This is a genomic window from Caballeronia sp. GAFFF2, from assembly GCF_023631485.1.
Taxonomy (GTDB): Bacteria; Pseudomonadota; Gammaproteobacteria; order Burkholderiales; family Burkholderiaceae; genus Caballeronia.
Genome location: NZ_JALQDA010000009.1, coordinates 134,798 through 150,140, shown reverse-complemented (window position 1 = coordinate 150,140; position 15,343 = coordinate 134,798). Strand labels below are relative to the sequence as shown.

At 60.3% G+C, this 15,343-nt stretch carries 16 protein-coding genes and 1 tRNA gene; 7 read left to right on the top strand and 10 right to left on the bottom strand.

Annotation, left to right across the window (positions count from 1 at the left end):
- Positions 1-160: 160 nt before the first annotated feature.
- Complete coding sequence (locus tag NCT04_RS06065; protein ID WP_250464378.1) at positions 161-1,330, bottom strand: porin; 1,170 nt, start codon at positions 1,328-1,330, stop codon at positions 161-163.
- 224 nt (positions 1,331-1,554) lie between these two features.
- On the opposite strand from NCT04_RS06065, the gene NCT04_RS06060 reads away from it, so the two are divergent.
- Positions 1,555-2,310, top strand: a complete 756-nt coding sequence (locus NCT04_RS06060) for an SDR family oxidoreductase (protein ID WP_250464377.1) — start codon at positions 1,555-1,557, stop codon at positions 2,308-2,310.
- Here NCT04_RS06060 and NCT04_RS06055 read toward each other — a convergent pair.
- Positions 2,250-2,984 carry a ribonuclease HI family protein gene (locus NCT04_RS06055; RefSeq protein WP_250464376.1) on the bottom strand — a complete coding sequence of 245 codons (735 nt, stop codon included), beginning with the start codon at positions 2,982-2,984 and terminating at the stop codon, positions 2,250-2,252. The genes NCT04_RS06060 and NCT04_RS06055 overlap by 61 nt on opposite strands.
- 173 nt (positions 2,985-3,157) lie before the next feature.
- Between NCT04_RS06055 and NCT04_RS06050 the strand changes: the two genes are divergently transcribed.
- A complete protein-coding gene (locus NCT04_RS06050; protein ID WP_250464375.1) occupies positions 3,158-3,667 on the top strand; it encodes a PRC-barrel domain-containing protein in 510 nt (169 codons plus the stop codon).
- Between the two features lie 26 nt (positions 3,668-3,693).
- Here NCT04_RS06050 and NCT04_RS06045 read toward each other — a convergent pair whose 3' ends face one another.
- Positions 3,694-3,936 carry a hypothetical protein gene (locus NCT04_RS06045; protein WP_250464374.1) on the bottom strand — a complete coding sequence of 81 codons (243 nt, stop codon included), beginning with the start codon at positions 3,934-3,936 and terminating at the stop codon, positions 3,694-3,696.
- Between the two features lie 142 nt (positions 3,937-4,078).
- Here NCT04_RS06045 and NCT04_RS06040 point away from each other — a divergent pair, with 142 nt between their 5' ends.
- A complete protein-coding gene (locus NCT04_RS06040) occupies positions 4,079-4,303 on the top strand; it encodes a hypothetical protein (protein ID WP_244827645.1) in 225 nt (74 codons plus the stop codon).
- 65 nt (positions 4,304-4,368) lie between these two features.
- Here NCT04_RS06040 and NCT04_RS06035 read toward each other — a convergent pair whose 3' ends face one another.
- Positions 4,369-5,118 carry a DUF2968 domain-containing protein gene (locus NCT04_RS06035; protein WP_250464373.1) on the bottom strand — a complete coding sequence of 250 codons (750 nt, stop codon included), beginning with the start codon at positions 5,116-5,118 and terminating at the stop codon, positions 4,369-4,371.
- Positions 5,119-5,428: 310 nt separating this feature from the next.
- Entirely contained in the window at positions 5,429-5,896 is a 468-nt protein-coding gene (locus tag NCT04_RS06030) for a hypothetical protein (RefSeq protein WP_250464372.1), read from the bottom strand.
- Between the two features lie 336 nt (positions 5,897-6,232).
- On the opposite strand from NCT04_RS06030, the gene NCT04_RS06025 reads away from it, so the two are divergent.
- Positions 6,233-6,520 carry a hypothetical protein gene (locus NCT04_RS06025; protein WP_250464371.1) on the top strand — a complete coding sequence of 96 codons (288 nt, stop codon included), beginning with the start codon at positions 6,233-6,235 and terminating at the stop codon, positions 6,518-6,520.
- Positions 6,521-6,718: 198 nt separating this feature from the next.
- On the top strand, positions 6,719-7,138 hold the full coding sequence (locus NCT04_RS06020) for a hypothetical protein (protein ID WP_250464370.1): 420 nt from the start codon (positions 6,719-6,721) through the stop codon (positions 7,136-7,138).
- Positions 7,139-7,919: 781 nt separating this feature from the next.
- Here NCT04_RS06020 and NCT04_RS06015 read toward each other — a convergent pair.
- The 5 genes from NCT04_RS06015 to acs all read right to left on the bottom strand — a co-directional run bounded on the left by NCT04_RS06015 (position 7,920) and on the right by acs (position 13,398).
- A complete protein-coding gene (locus tag NCT04_RS06015) occupies positions 7,920-8,315 on the bottom strand; it encodes a DUF3597 domain-containing protein (protein ID WP_244827639.1) in 396 nt (131 codons plus the stop codon).
- A gap of 325 nt (positions 8,316-8,640) precedes the next feature.
- Positions 8,641-8,730, bottom strand: a tRNA-Ser gene (locus tag NCT04_RS06010).
- Positions 8,731-8,773: 43 nt separating this feature from the next.
- Complete coding sequence (locus NCT04_RS06005) at positions 8,774-10,798, bottom strand: sodium:solute symporter family protein (RefSeq protein ID WP_250464369.1); 2,025 nt, start codon at positions 10,796-10,798, stop codon at positions 8,774-8,776.
- Positions 10,795-11,154 carry a DUF4212 domain-containing protein gene (locus tag NCT04_RS06000; RefSeq protein ID WP_409014931.1) on the bottom strand — a complete coding sequence of 120 codons (360 nt, stop codon included), beginning with the start codon at positions 11,152-11,154 and terminating at the stop codon, positions 10,795-10,797. The genes NCT04_RS06005 and NCT04_RS06000 overlap by 4 nt, the downstream gene beginning before the upstream one ends.
- A 261-nt stretch (positions 11,155-11,415) precedes the next feature.
- Positions 11,416-13,398: an acetate--CoA ligase gene (acs, locus tag NCT04_RS05995; protein WP_250464367.1), complete on the bottom strand. Its 1,983-nt coding sequence runs from the start codon at positions 13,396-13,398 to the stop codon at positions 11,416-11,418.
- A gap of 303 nt (positions 13,399-13,701) precedes the next feature.
- Between acs and NCT04_RS05990 the strand changes: the two genes are divergently transcribed.
- Positions 13,702-14,601, top strand: coding sequence for a DMT family transporter (locus NCT04_RS05990; protein WP_250464365.1), 900 nt, complete (start codon positions 13,702-13,704; stop codon positions 14,599-14,601).
- A 204-nt stretch (positions 14,602-14,805) separates the two neighbouring features.
- Entirely contained in the window at positions 14,806-15,342 is a 537-nt protein-coding gene (locus tag NCT04_RS05985; protein ID WP_404989359.1) for a TIGR00645 family protein, read from the top strand.
- Position 15,343 lies beyond the last annotated feature (1 nt).

Sequence of the window (15,343 nt, the reverse complement as noted above, 5' to 3'; positions counted from 1 at the left end):
AATTCTCTTGCCAATCTCGCGCTGCACGACAACCGCTGCAATTTGAATTGCGCATATCGCCATGAATCTTTGGGCAACGAGACTTTGCGATGCGATAAACAGCATCGCAATTACGAGCGTAATAATCGTTCGAATTACGTGAAAATGTGCAGCACCACATTTAAAAACGATGACGTATTCCCGTCGTGAACATCAACTGATTTCGGCCGCTCGACGGATCATTGCCATAAACCACCGCTGGCGCCTGCGACGATGATCTCTGGTAAATCGATTCGAGATAAACATCGGTGCGTTTCGACAGCAGATAATCCACCTGCAGCGCGCCCTCATGCCAGTGCGCACCGCCGCCGCTGGTATAAACATACATGCCCGCTATCGCAATGGACTGCGTGAGCTTGTAAATGCCGTTGATCTCGTAGTTGTTCAGCCCGAGCGATGGCATGACGTTGCCGGTGTCGGCATCGGTTACGCCAGAATTGACGGTGCGTGAAAAGGCGCCGCCCAGCGTGACCGCACCGAGTTCATAGTTTGCGCCCACGCCGAAAGTATTCTGCTGCTGAACGTTCGCCGAGTAGACCGTGCTGGCCGCGCCGGGAAGCGCCAATGCGTCGTACGCGCCGCTCGTGGTGTCGCCGCGTCCGTTGTTATGCAGATAGGCAGCGCCCGCGCTGAACGACCCGAGCGAATAGTTCGCGCCGATGCTGTACGCGCGATTCTCCGCAAACCGGCCGGCGGCATTAGAGAACGCGTACAACCCGCCGAAGCTCAGGCCGCCATAGGAAGCGCTCGTGTACTTCACGGAATTCGCGGCAAGGTACGAATTGTTGGCGTTGTCGTTATCGAGCAAATGGGCGAACGCGGTGCCGCCAGTGCCACCTGTCAACGTGAATGGCGCGAGGTAATCGTGGATAGAATCGTATTGATGCCCGAACGTCACCGTGCCGAGCGTGTCGGTGCCGAGTCCGACGTACATCGGATGATCGTTCAAGCCCTCTCCCGATACCGACGAGAACCCGCGCTCCAGCCGGAAGATGGCGCGCGCGCCGCCGCCGAGGTCCTCCGAGCCTTGCAGCCCCCAATAGCTGCCATCGATCGTGCCGCTCGTCAGCCGATACTGCGACTTCCCGCCCACGTTGCTGACATAGGCCACGCCGGTGTCGATTTCGCCATAGAGCTGCACCGAACTTTGCGCCCAGGCCGCCGACGGCGTCCCGACGACTGCGATGATGGTTGCCACCGCCGCCTGGACGCCGAACAGCGCGCTCGATGGCGTGAGGCCAGCATCGACGGCCGAAGAAGTATCACGGCAGTTTCGCGGACGGATTGGCATAAAGAGCTCCGATAGTTCGTTTTGGTTCTGAGAGCGATTGTCGATTCTGCAATCGAGGTTGTCAGGTCGAAAAGCGTCAGCAAAGCCCTCTGTGACCTTGAACCAACGAACGCGCTTTTTTCTGCTTTATTGAGGTTGCGGATTTCGCCCTCTTCAGCATAGTCAGCGACCCGTGTTGCTTGCCGCTAGAATCGAGGCGCTCACGGACAACCGGAATACGCCCCATGTCGAAAAACACCATCGCAATCGTGACGGGCCACACGCGCGGCCTTGGCGCGGCGCTCGCCGAAACGCTGCTCGCGCGAGACATTCGACTTCTCGCCCTCTCGCGCAACACAAACGCCGCGCTCGCCGCGCGCTATTCCGGCAAGCTCGAAGAGGTGGAACTGGATTTGACCGACTTGGATGCCCTCGGCCGCTGGCTGGAAGGCGACGCATTGCGCACGTTCATCGGCGACGCGGACCAGGCGCTCCTCGTCAACAATGCGGGCATGCTGGCACCGATCGGCGCGCTCGCGGATCAGAACGCCGCGACCATCGCGCGCGCGGTCAGCGTCAACGTTGCCGCTCCGCTGATGTTCGCCGCAGCCTTCGCCGCACAGGCTGCGCACGTCGCGGACAAACGCATTGCGCATATTTCGAGCGGCGCGGCGCGCAACGCCTATCCCGGTTGGAGCGTGTACTGCGCGACCAAGGCCGCGCTCGATCATCACGCGCGCGCGGTCGCACTGGATTCGGAGCAAGCCGGGGATCGCACGCTGCGCATTTGCAGCGTCGCGCCGGGTGTCGTCGATACGGACATGCAGGCTGAAATCCGCTCGACCGGACTCGAACGCTTTCCGCTGCGGGAACGTTTCGATGCCCTCAAGCGCGACGGTCAGCTCGCGACGCCGCGGCAATCGTCCGAGAAGCTGATCGCCTACTTGTTGAGCGATGCGTTCGGCAACGCGGCCATAGCGGACGTGCGCGAGCTCGGCTGAGCGTCGTGCGTGTCCATTTGAATCGACGCTCCGTCGAGCGCCCGACGCGACAGCACGTCCGCGCTCGCATTCCGTTCGCGCGGAATCCACGTGAGGCGGACCGCGCCGATCCGGGCGATGAGCGCCCGCGCCTCGCGCGCAAAATGAGTCAGGGAGCGAATGCCCGCGCCTTCGCTGGCGTGCATATCGTCGATCACGACGCGGCTGTCGCCGTGAATCGCGATCTCCGTCGCGCCTTCGCGCAAGGCGGCTTCCAATAGCGCGATGAGCGCGCGATATTCGGCAACGCTGCTGTCGCCGCGTCCCGCTTCCGCGCTGATTTCGACGACCTCGCCTTGCGGGCTCTGCAATACCGCGCCAATGCCGACGCGCCCCGGATTCGGCAGCGCGGAGCCGTCGAACCAGCCGCGCCAGGCGGGCGCATCGGTGACCACGGGTTTTCGGTTCGCGCGGCTCGCACGCTCGGCCTCGCGCGTTCGTACGGCATCGGCATACTTCTGCTGCGTTGCACGTCGCGTCGCGATCAAATCGGCGAGGCTTTGCGAACCGGCGACTTTCGCCATCGTCCTGATGAGCGCTTCGTGCTCGGACAACGAAGCGCCTTTGGACAGCCGGCGGCTCCGTTCACGTTCCTTCTTATAGGCAACCGCAAGCAGTTCCTCGACATCGATCATGGACTAAGGAGGCATCGGGGAAAAAGAAGCCCGAGCTTAGCAGACGCCATTAGCGCACATTCAAACAGGCATCGATGGGAACGAACGTTGCTGCTTAGTTGAAGAAAAAGAGCGGCTCATGCACCCTTGAAAACCGACACCGCGCAACGTTTTTCACGCGTAAGGAGCGAATCATGAACCAACCGATGGAACCCGCCTCGGGCGGCGCGACGATCATAGGCAAAGGCGCCGCGACCGCCGCCGGACCTGGCCCGGACGTGATGGCCGCCAGTACGCTCGATGGAAATTCGGTGTTGTCGAGCGACGGTCACGACGTCGGCTCGCTGAAGGAAATCATGCTGGATGTGAGCAGCGGACGTATTGCGTATGCGGTGCTGTCGAGCGGGGGCTTTCTTGGCATTGGCAACAAACTGCTGGCCATTCCCTGGAGCGCGCTGACGCTGGATACCGACAATCGCTGCTTTCGGCTAACCGCGACTGCCGAGGAAGTGCGCAGCTCGCCCGGTTTCGACAAGGATGCGTGGCCTTCTATGGCCGACCGCGTCTGGGCGACCACGGTGCATCAGCACTACGGACGAGAGCCTTATTGGACCAAAGAGACGCGGCCGGACGATGTGAGTCCGACGGGCGCGATCCCGCCATCCGGCGTCGACGCGCCCGAGGCGGGCGGCGTCAAGCTCTGACGGGTGAACGGATTTCGGCGAGCCGCCTAGTCGCGGCGGCGCTCGCCGACTTGAACGTCGACGCCTTCGGTCTCGCCCATCAGCGCCTTCAGGACGTCGCCGGCGAAGTCTTCGATAGCGAAATGCCATTCGAGCGAGCCCACGGGGAAGTCGTTGGGATTGCATTTGCCTTGCGCACGCCGGATGGCTCCGACCGACAGGCTTAACGCACGAGCGTGTTCGAAGTGTGGATCGCTCGAATCCAGAAACGGTATCTGATCTTTATCCATGACACTCTGTCGGCCCCGGCCGCGGCGGTTGCATGAAATCGATATCGGCTGACGCCGGCAATACTTTAGGATCACGCGCGCTGTCGGACTCGCATTACACGGCCACACGGCCGCGCCAGATCCAGCATGCGGGAAACTACTCATGCAGCCTTATGCAAATCTTTCGGGCAAATCGGGCATTGCGGCTTTCGAAATCCTGCACGACGGCATAAAAATACGCTTCGTCAACGGCGGGACCTATTTATACGACTATTGCACGCCGGGGCGTACGACAGTCGAGAAAATGAAACGGCTAGCTAGCACTGGACGCGGGCTGAGCACCTACATTTCGCGATACGGCGGCGAGTATGCCGAAAAAATTAGCTAGCCGCCAAAACCGCCATTTTAGCTTATTGCCGCCAGCACTCTTTTTTTGCCCCACTATGGAACAACTCAACGACGCGACGGAAGGTGCGGGACAACTTCGTTGCAGGTCGTTTCGAGTTGATGAAGCTGACGTTGAAGCTTGCTGAGCTGCACCTGTGCCGAGACTCGCCGGCCTTCTAGTTGGGCAAGCTCGCGACGTATTTCCTGCTGCCTGGCTGCGACTTGCTGATCCTGACTATTGCCACGCTGCAGATCGACCCGCACACGCTCGACTTGCGCTTCGGATTCTGCAATCAACCGTGTGTACTGTTCGTTCTGTGCTTCCAGGTATGCGCGCCGCATTTCGGCTTCGGCGAGTCGCATGGCTTGCTCGACGAAGTGACGGAACGCGGCTTCAGCGGCATCGGCATCTTCTGCTTTCAGGACTCGCCACACAGCGTCGTCGTGGAAAAGTACCGAATAGTACGTCAGGTCACGCGGGTAAAACAGAAGAGTGGTCGAAAACGCAAAACTTTGAAAAGCGCGAAACGTCGATAACGATGATTGCTGAATCAGCCATTCGACTTCTGCTATTTGAGCAGCCTGCAACGCTTGCGAATTGACTTGCTGCGCCGATGCGCCTATCGGCCGAAGAGGCGTAACGCGCGTTGCCTGCGCAGCGGGTGTGGCGACGGTAGGCGGCTCGGCACCAGTGTCATCGTCATCGTCATGCGGCTGAGGGGCGTGCATTCGAAAGGAATCAGGCGCTTTTGGCCGTAAGAGAAACGATGGCGCATTATCGAGTAAGGTGCCTCTTCTGCTGAGCAGACTCTTCACATTGACTCCCCGGCTGCCCCTCGCTCCGATCGCCAGATGTCACGCGATCCGTATTCGAAGTTCGCGACTTGAAATTGCTTCGCGATGAATTGCGAGCTTGAAGATTGAAACGCCACTAATATGCATCGCTCAGTGACGCTTTAATCTTCAATACGATTGAACTGCGGAAAACTTAGTATAGCCGAGGCGTCGGTAGATTCAATCGACGCCTTGAAAAGGCCAAGGCTTCTCATGTATCTCGTAGGAGTGACTCGTGACGTTTCCGTGAATGCAATTCCGTGAAACGCCGTGACTCTTCCGGCGACGCTAATCACATATGGCGGTAGATTGCCTGAGTTCCACTCATGCGCAGCTTGGCTAATTGCGCGGACCGTGCCTTGGACATTAAAGCAACCATGCGCATGATTCGAATGCCCTGTACGCCACATGTAATGCCGGGCGTCTTGGCGACGCTGGCCTCAAGCGTGGACATGTGGCGATACAAATGTTCGATGGGCGCAACGCCATGTACCAGCGAAGGTGGTGCAGCGTGCGTGGACGCGGACAGACGACTGACGTTTTCGACGGCAACCGGCGTATTCACCGGCGGTTCCGGAAGCGGCTCGGGCGCTGGTATATCGGCACGGATGGTGCCTTCGTTTCGGCCGACGAAAAACTGATAAACCGCTTCCAGACCATCGGCAGGCGTTTGCTCGACACGTCGCGCAGTCGCGGCGCACACATGCAAGCGCCAATTCTCACGCTCACTTATTTTCGAGATGAGATCGGCAATGCGCAAGCGCAATTCGCTATCGCGGCGCGCAATCATGGTCTGAAGCATTCGCGCTTCTTCGCTCGATGGATCGGGCATGCGTGCGCTCCATGCCATTAATTCGTTCAGGGAAATCGACATGGAAAACTCCGTAACATTCTGTTGATTGAAACGGATTTCGATCCGTTCCAGATCTTCTGGACCACGAATTGTAACGAACCAACAGCGGCTTTTGCCCGTCCATAAATCCTAGTCTTTGCGAATGATTTAAGACAAGAAAGCCGCCGTTTCGACGCGGCACGCGCGATGCTTATGAAGTCGGCACACGGCGCACCGCTCGCGCCGGACTTCAAGGAGACAAACATGAAATCTACCGCATTGATTGCCGGCGCTCTCATCGCCTTAGTCAGCACCGCCACGCTGGCGCAGGAGATGTCGCGCGATCAGTTGAATCAGCGTCCTTCCCAAATGCAGCAGGTGCAACCTGGCGTCTCGCCGGGCAAGAACATGAACGACTCGGCCCAGGGCGGCGTGCCGTCGGGCACAGCGGGAAGCGGCACGCTCATGCAACAGCGCGAGAAGGGCATGGCGCCCGATGCGACGCAGGCGCCCGCAAAGGGCGCGAATTCTACTGGGACGATGAAGCAGTAGTCGTGCGTGACAAAGAACCGCGCGCCGCGTATTCATGCGGCGCGCTGACACGCGCGTTTCTGGACAAAGCGTCCATAACTGTTGGCGGCTTGGGCGCGACACTCGCGAACGGTCTGGCGTGGTCGCCATCGGACCTACCAAACGTTAATTATCGTCTCCGTCACAACGATTAAGAAATGTCCGAAGGTTTTTTGCAGCGTGAGTCGCTTAAATGCATACCTCCTACAAACCATAAAGAGGCTCACAATAATGAAGGACCTGCAAGTTTCCGTCGACTCCAACGGCCGCGTCACCACTTCCCACTCCATGGCTATCGGCGAGCATTGCGCCAATCGTGCGCGCCTGCTGTCATCGCTTGTCAATATCGTCGCAGCGCCGGGCGGCTTCGAACACTTTTGCTCGTATCCGGAAACCATGCGTCGCGACATCCTGAGCCTGCTCCACTCCGTCGCAGAAGAACAGATGCCGTTGATCGCCGCGCTCGAAGAGCACACGGCTCGCGCGTCCTTTGAAAAGGGCGTTCAGACGGCGCGTGAATTCATGGCGCAGGAACAGGCGGCAAACGCCGCATTGCATTTCGACGCAGAGCAGGCTGCGCAAGCAATGATCGCTCACTAAGCGACTTGACCGCGAGCAAAAGCACGCGGTATCGAGTCGAGCGACTCACAGCCCCGCACGCGCGGGGCTTCTCACTGCAACGATTTCAACCGTTACGCGCCCATGTCCACGTACCAGGCAGCGTCATGGTGCATCCGCCAATTGGAAAACAATCACGAAATCATGCGAACACTTAGCGCTCTTATTGTTTCATTCGGATTGCTGGCGTTGACCTGTGCATCGTCGGCCTTCGCGACCTACAGCGAAGAATGGGTTAGCAATACGGCGGGCGCGCGACAAAGCACGCCGCAACACGTGGCGAAGACGGTGTCACCAACACGAAAAGTGGCGGATACGTCGCAACACGTCGATACCGCAAACCAGTCCGATCCCATCGCCGCGTTCGCGCGACCGGAGTCATCAGCCAGGAAACGCGAGGAAAAAGCGGCCGCGTCGCGCGATCCGATCGAGGCTTTCGCGACTGCGCCGCGGCAACGGTAAGCACGGAGCGTACGTTTCTTCGGCAACTTGGCGATGAAACGTTTGCAGAAACACGAATAATCCGATATCGACACCGGAGCAGGATCGACTATTCTTTTGGATGTCGTAAGAGATGGATACACGGTTGGCCCCGCCCTGCCATGTGCGCGATTCAATCGAGCATTATTAGAGGCCTGGCCTTGCCGCCGTAGCCGTCGTTCTTACGGCGCCCCCTTTTCCCCGTGTCTGTCCAAAAAGAAAGCCCGCTATCGGAAATGACTCCAATAGCGGGCTTGTTCTGCTGACTGTCTTTTGCTTGCGTTTAAGCGAGCATATCCGACGGCAGCTTGCCGCCATTGGCAGCCAATGCCTGCATCAGTTGCTTGTGCAACCAGATGTTCATCGTCGCCGAGTCGTTAGTGTCACCGCTGTACTTCAGCTCTGCGGCCAACTGCTTGCGATGGTCGAGGCTGCTGTCTACTTGCAGAAGCTTCATCAGATCGACGATCGATACGCGCCAGTTGAGCGTCTGGCCGCTTTCGCGCGCCAAGCTGTCCATGACGGCGGCCACGTCGATGTCGGACAGTGCTGCAGGAGCCGGCGCCGCGTCGGCTTGTGCGACATCAGCCGGGACCGGTTGCGCTTCGACTGCGGGCGCTTGCTCGGCGGGCTTTGCCTTGTGGAAAATCTTGTTGACGATGTCACCGAAGATGCTCATGTTTCAATTCCTTGTGTTGATAGGGAGTTGCAGCGCGTGAACCTTAGCGCGGAGTACCGTCGATGGTTAGTCTTTCCAGCATCGAGTGATGCGAATTTGACTAAATTTTTCAAGGACGTACGCTTAGGAGTGCGGCTTTTCCCCGCGGATGAGTATTCGGTTGGATCGCGCGTGAGAAATGGCGATCGCTTGCGTTGCGTGAAGTGCATCGCTTGGGGAAACGTCTGGAACGCGGACGTTATCGTGAGGAGAATCGCCTAAGAGCAAGGCGAAAATTACGGCTGGAAAAGAAAAAAGCCCTTGAACAATCAAGGGCTTGAAATCCTGGCGGAGAGAGGGGGATTCGAACCCCCGATAGGTTTTACCCTATACACGCTTTCCAGGCGTGCGACTTAAACCGCTCATCCATCTCTCCGGAAGACCGCGATTATACCAACTTCCCGCCGCCCCGCCACCCCCTACGGATGTCGAATGTAATCGACGAGCGCGCGCGTGTAAGCATCCGGCTTCCGGTCGAGAAGACTCCCGACGATCGCCACCGCAAAACCGGCCGGCACACCGAAGACGCCAGAACTGATCGGCTCGATGCCAAGCCAGCGATGCCCAGCGAAGCCGGTCAGTTGCACGAAGAACGGATACGTCGACACGATGTAATACACGCACACGACAAGCCCGGCAATCATCCCGGCGACCACGCCGCGCTGCGTGGTGCGCTTCCAGAACACACCGAGCACCAGCGCTGGAAACAAACTTGACGCCGCCAGCGAAAACGCGGCTCCCACCAAAAAGAGAATATTTCCCGTGTTGAGCGACGCCACCCACGATGCCAGCAACGCCACGCCCAGCAACAAGATCTTGGAAATGGTGACGCGCCGCTGACTCGTCGCGTTCTTATCGACCATGCAGTAATAGACATCGTGCGAAAGCGCATTCGCGATGGTCAGCAGCAAGCCATCCGCCGTCGAGAGCGCGGCCGCCAGCGCGCCCGCCGCGATTAATCCCGATATCACGTACGGCAAGCCCGCAATTTCCGGCGCGGCAAGCACGACCATGTCGGGCTGCATCTGGATTCCCGCCCAACGCACGATGCCATCGCCATTCACATCGCTGATATGGATGAGATACGGCTCCACGCGCCGCCATTGCGTGACCCACTGCGGCAGGTCCGCGAACCGGTGGCCGACAATGCCCGTCAGAATCTCGTGCTTGATGAGCACCGCGAGCACCGGCACGGTCAGATAAAACAGCGCCACGAAGAACAAGGTCCAGCCAACCGAGCGCCGCGCCGATGCCACCGATGTGGTCGTGTTATAGCGCGTGAGGATGTGCGGCAGACTGGCCGTGCCGATCGACAGGCACAGCAGCAGCGACAAGAAATTGAGTTGATGCGAGCGCGGCGTCTCATCGCTCGCGGAGTCCGGCGCGAAGGCTTCGACCATCGAAACCGGAGCCGCGACGCGCTCGGTCAGAGCATCGCGTTCGCGCGCCCACTTGACTTTCGCATCCGCGGGATCGCGGGGGAACGAAGCCAGTTCGCGCTCGCGCTCGTTGATTTCGCGCAGCGGCCCGTTATGCCGGCGCAGGTCCGCGACTTCGTTGACGAGACGGCCGTGTTCGTCGAAGAACGACTTCGGCAGCGCGTCGATACGCTGCTGCATTCGCGCCGCCTGACGCTGATAATTCATCCGCACGCGCGCTTCGTCGGGTGACGCCGCGACTTCGCGCTCAAGGGCTTCGACTCGCTCCATCACGCGGCCATAGTTGAGTTGCGGCAGCCAGCCTAGGCCTTCGCGATGCGCGATCATCGACACGGGAATCAGCATCGCGCTGATCAGAATGATGTACTGCGCGACCTGCGTCCACGTCACCGCGCGCATGCCGCCCAGAAAGGAGCACACGAGAATGCCCGCGAGCCCGCAAAAGATGCCGATGGAAAACTCGATGCCGATAAAGCGCGACGCGATCAACCCGATGCCCTGAATCTGCGCGACGAGATAGACGAACGAGCAGAGTATCGCCGCGATGGCCGCGAGCGCGCGCACGAGGTTGCTGGAAAAGCGCGTGCCGAGGAAGTCGGGAATGGTGTAGCGCGCGAGTTTGCGCACGTACGGCGCGAGCAGGAACGCGACGAGGCAGTAGCCGCCGGTCCAGCCCATCACGTAGGCGAGGCCGTCGTAGCCGCTTGCATAGATCGATCCCGCGAGTCCGATGAACGACGCCGCCGACAGCCAGTCCGCCGCGGTCGCCATGCCATTGAACGCCGACGGCACGCGCCGGCCCGCGACATAGTATTCGACGAGATCGGACGTGCGCGAAAGCAGTCCGATGACCGCATACACCGCGATCGGCACGAACAGGAACACGTAGCCTATCCACATGCCCGGCCCGGTCGTGCGCTCGATGCGCTCCATCAGAAAGATAAAGAGCAAAAAACCGAGCGTATAGAGCGCGTAGGCGAGGATCAGCCGGTTCGTGAGCTTCATCGCGCGGCCGCGTCCATTGCGTCTTGTCTCGCCGATAACGCGGCCGCGCGCAACAGACGCGCATCGGCAATCTGCATCAGCACGATATAGACGAGGATCAACGCGACATAGACGAGTATCGCGCCTTGCGCCCCGAAGTAGAACGGCAGCGGAAAGCCCGCGACGCGCACGTGCGCGAGACGCTGCGCGAAAAGCGGCACGCCGAACGAGACGACGAAACCGATCGTGAGCAGCACGCCGATCAACGCGATATTGAAGCGCCAATACGCCCGATGCGCGCGCGCCATTGCCGCCGGCACGAGCGGCGGAGCGGGAAGCGTGGGTGGCGCGGAATCGGCGGGCGGCGGCATGACCATGCGGTTATTTACCAAAACCGCATGGTATCGGCAATCGGGGACTACAGCGGGATGGGATGGGCGGACGCGGATCGAGTTCGAATCCGACTGCGTTTGCCCTGGCTGGACAAGTCCGCTGCCGAGACGACCGAATGGGATGGCACGGAGACGGAGAGGCTCACGTACCTGCCCTCGTCGATCGAGCTAAACCACAATCACGGCATGCAGCTAAACGCGATGCGGCGCGCGCCTTGACGTGCGCGACACATCGCAAACCGTCAATCAACGCGCCTCGCCGAGCTGATCCAGAATCGCCGGATTCTCGAGCGTCGAAACATCCTGCGTAATCTGCTCGCCCTTCGCGAGCGAACGCAGCAGACGCCGCATGATCTTGCCCGAACGCGTCTTCGGCAAATTCTCACCGAAGCGAATGTCCTTCGGCTTGGCGATCGGTCCGATCTCCTTGCCAACCCAATTGCGAAGCTCGTTGGCAATCTGCTTCGCTTCATCGCCCTCAGGACGATCGCGCTTGAGCACGACGAACGCCACGACGGCTTCACCGGTCGTGTCGTCCGGACGGCCGACGACTGCCGCCTCCGCGACCATCGGGTTCGCAACCAGCGCCGATTCGATCTCCATCGTCCCGAGCCTATGACCGGAGACGTTCAGCACGTCGTCGATACGGCCCATGATCGTGAAATAACCGGTGTCCTTGTCGCGCACGGCGCCATCGCCCGCGAGATACAGCTTGCCGCCGAGTTCCTCGGGAAAGTAGCTCGACTTGTAGCGGTCCGGGTCGCCCCAGACGTTGCGCAGCATGGACGGCCACGGACGCTTGACCACCAGAATGCCGCCTTGTCCGTTTGGCACGTCCTGGCCGGTTTCATCGACGATAGCGGCCATGATGCCCGGCAACGGCAACGTGCACGACCCCGGCACGAGCGGCGTCGCGCCCGGCAGCGGCGTGATCATGTGGCCGCCGGTTTCGGTCTGCCACCAGGTGTCGACGATAGGACACTGCCCGCCGCCCACGTTCTCGTGATACCACATCCACGCTTCGGGATTGATCGGCTCGCCGACGGTGCCGAGAATGCGCAGGCTCGACAAATCGAAACTCTTCGGATGGACCTTCTGATCCGCTTCCGAGACCTTGATGAGCGAGCGGATCGCAGTCGGCGCCGTGTAGAAGATCGTGACCTTGTGGCGCGCGATCATCTCCCAGAAACGGCCCGCGTGCGGATACGTGGGCACGCCTTCGAACATGACTTGCGTCGCTCCAATGGCGAGCGGCCCGTACGCAATGTAACTATGTCCCGTGATCCAGCCGATGTCCGCCGTACACCAGAAGACATCGCCCGGCTTCATGTCGAAGGTCCACTTCATGGTCTGCGCGGCCCACAGCAACACGCCAGCCGTGCTGTGCTGGACGCCCTTCGGCTTGCCCGTGGAACCCGACGTGTACAGAATGAAGAGCGGATGCTCCGCGCTCACCCATTCCGGCTCGCACGTCGCCGGTTCATTCTCGACTACGTCGTGCAGCCAGGAGTCGCGTCCTTCGGTCCATTGCACCTTGCCGCCCGTGCGGCGATACACGATGACGTTCTTCACCGCCTCGCAGCCGCCGGCCGCGAGCGCTTCATCGGCGATGCTCTTGAGCGGCAACGCCTTGCCGCCGCGCATCTGCTCGTCGGCGGTGATGAGCGCGACCGCGCCGACATCGACGAGACGTTCGTTGAGCGACTTCGACGAGAAGCCGCCGAACACGACCGAATGCGTCGCGCCGATCCGCACGCAAGCCTGCATGGCGACCACGCCTTCCACCGACATCGGCAGATAGATCACCACGCGATCGCCCTTCTTCACGCCGCGCTTTTTGAGTGCATTGGCCAGACGGCATACGCGGTCGAGCAAGTCCTGATACGTGACGTTGGTGACCGTGCCGTCGTCGGCTTCGAAGATGATGGCGTTGTCGCCGCCGCGGCCCGCTTCGACATGGCGATCCAGACAGTTATACGAAGCGTTCAACTCGCCGTCTTCGAACCACTTGTAGAACGGCGCCTTGGATTCGTCGAGCACGCGGGCAAAGGGCTTGTGCCATGACAGCGTTTCGCGCGCGAGCCGCGCCCAGAAACCTTCGTAATCGCGTTCGGCTTCGGCGACGAGCGCCTTGTAAGCCTCCATGCCGGAGATGGCCGCGCCCGCCGATGCTTTCGCAGACGGCGGGAACACGCGTTTTTCCTGAAGAACCGATTCGATCGCAGACATCGACAACCTCTCTGATGGTGATTCCAAAAGCCGGCGGCGCGCTTCGTTGCTATCGCGTGCCGCATGTTATGAAGTTCGAAAGCCGGAAAGCGTGCTTCGTTCCCGGCCAAACCTTGTCTCCTTTGCAGAAACGGCGTCGCTCGTAAAGCGCTGCCATCCCGCATGTACTCCAAGATATGCCGTTCAACTTACCCGCTTCTTACGCGCGCCGGTCAAGAGGCACGGGGTATACGCGGAGTCGCGGCGGCTTCGATTACAATGCGTCCCCACAATCGTAACTGAACTCGCAGTGCGGATTCCAGCTTGAATCGCTACGCCTTTTTACTCATCGCAGCCATGCTGCTCGTCGGAAGCAACGTCGGTATCGGCAAGTCCATCGTCGCGTCCGTTCCCGTTCCGCTCTTCGCGCTTCTGCGCTTCGTGATCGCCCTCTTGGTCCTTTGGCCGCTCTTCCGGCTCCCCAAGATGAGGCAGGTCGCGCGCGGCGAATGGATCAACCTCTTTCTGCAGGCATTCTTCGGCACATTCGGCTTCACGCTTCTGATGTTGAATGGCGTCGCACGCACGAGCGCGGTCGCGGCGGGCGTCATCACGAGCACGATTCCGGCTGTCGTCGCGCTCTTCTCGTGGCTCTTTCTCAAGGAGAAGCCGAGCGGACGCGCGTTCGCATCGATCGCGCTTGCGATTGCGGGCGTGCTCGTCATCAACGTCGCGCAAAGTGGCGATGCCTACGCCGACGGCAGCGCGGGCTCGCTCACGGGCAATCTGATGGTGCTCGGCGCGGTGTGCTGCGAGTCGCTCTATGTGATCCTGTCGCGGCGTCTGACGCAAACGCTGCCGGCCATCGACATCTGCGCTTATACGCATGGCATAGGCTTCGTGCTGATGCTGCCGTTCGGCGCGGCTTCGTTTGTTGCGTTCGACTGGCGCGGCGTCGAACCGCTCACCTGGGCGCTCGTACTCTGGTATGGACTCTCGGCGAGCATCTTCTCGTTCTGGCTGTGGATGAAAGGCATCCGCCATGTCGACGGCAGTCTCGCCGGCGTGTTCTGCGCCGTGCTGCCGATTGCCGCCGCGATCTACGGCATCGCGTTTCTCGGGGAGCGGCCGAGTTTCGCGCATGGCATCGCACTCGCCTGTGTGGTCGCGGGCATCGGGCTCGCGAGCATGAAGACGCGCGCGACGGTATCGGTTGCCGAGTAGTCGCGCCGACACGTGCGCATTTTGAAAGCCGGGCGGATCGTCACATACAACTTGCTACAATGGCGGGCTTCCTGAGCGCGGGTCACCGGCCCGTGCGCGTTTCCTGTTCATTGCTTCTTCCCTTTCCTCGTCCGACAGCCGACCGACAAGCCGCCCATGCCCGCTTCCAAGCACACACCCGACTCGCAAGTCCAACCCGGCTCGATGAAGGCGCTGCCGAAAATCATCTTCATGAGCCGCTGGCTGCAGGTGCCGCTGTATCTGGGCTTGATCGTCGCGCAAGGCGTGTACGTCGTGCTGTTCCTGAAGGAAGTCTGGCATCTCGTCACGCACGCAATGACGCTCGATGAAACCAACATCATGCTGGTCGTGCTCGGCCTCATCGACGTGGTGATGATCTCGAACCTGCTGATCATGGTGATCGTCGGCGGCTACGAAACCTTCGTGTCGCGTTTGGGCGTGGAAGGTCATCCCGACGAGCCCGAATGGCTCGACCACGTCAACGCGGGCGTGCTGAAGGTCAAGCTCTCGATGGCGCTCATCAGCATCTCGTCGATCCATCTTCTCAAAACCTTCATCAACCCGGACCAGCATACGTTTCATACGGTGCTGTGGCAGGTGATCATCCATATGGCCTTCCTGTTCTCGGCGCTCATCATGGCGTACGTCGACAAGCTGACCACGCATACGCATCCCGCACATTTTCACAGCGAAGTCGCGCCCCGAAGCGCGCTCGACTGAG

Coding starts and splice junctions, on each gene's coding strand:
- NCT04_RS06000 (WP_409014931.1), bottom strand. CDS start 11,154: ATGGTCATGCCGCCGCCCGCCGATTCCGCGCCACCCACGCTTCCCGCT.
- NCT04_RS06005 (WP_250464369.1), bottom strand. CDS start 10,798: ATGAAGCTCACGAACCGGCTGATCCTCGCCTACGCGCTCTATACGCTC.
- NCT04_RS06050 (WP_250464375.1), top strand. CDS start 3,158: ATGAACCAACCGATGGAACCCGCCTCGGGCGGCGCGACGATCATAGGC.
- NCT04_RS06055 (WP_250464376.1), bottom strand. CDS start 2,984: ATGATCGATGTCGAGGAACTGCTTGCGGTTGCCTATAAGAAGGAACGT.
- NCT04_RS06060 (WP_250464377.1), top strand. CDS start 1,555: ATGTCGAAAAACACCATCGCAATCGTGACGGGCCACACGCGCGGCCTT.
- NCT04_RS06015 (WP_244827639.1), bottom strand. CDS start 8,315: ATGAGCATCTTCGGTGACATCGTCAACAAGATTTTCCACAAGGCAAAG.
- NCT04_RS06045 (WP_250464374.1), bottom strand. CDS start 3,936: ATGGATAAAGATCAGATACCGTTTCTGGATTCGAGCGATCCACACTTC.
- NCT04_RS06040 (WP_244827645.1), top strand. CDS start 4,079: ATGCAGCCTTATGCAAATCTTTCGGGCAAATCGGGCATTGCGGCTTTC.
- NCT04_RS05985 (WP_404989359.1), top strand. CDS start 14,806: ATGAAGGCGCTGCCGAAAATCATCTTCATGAGCCGCTGGCTGCAGGTG.
- NCT04_RS06025 (WP_250464371.1), top strand. CDS start 6,233: ATGAAATCTACCGCATTGATTGCCGGCGCTCTCATCGCCTTAGTCAGC.
- acs (WP_250464367.1), bottom strand. CDS start 13,398: ATGTCTGCGATCGAATCGGTTCTTCAGGAAAAACGCGTGTTCCCGCCG.
- NCT04_RS06065 (WP_250464378.1), bottom strand. CDS start 1,330: ATGCCAATCCGTCCGCGAAACTGCCGTGATACTTCTTCGGCCGTCGAT.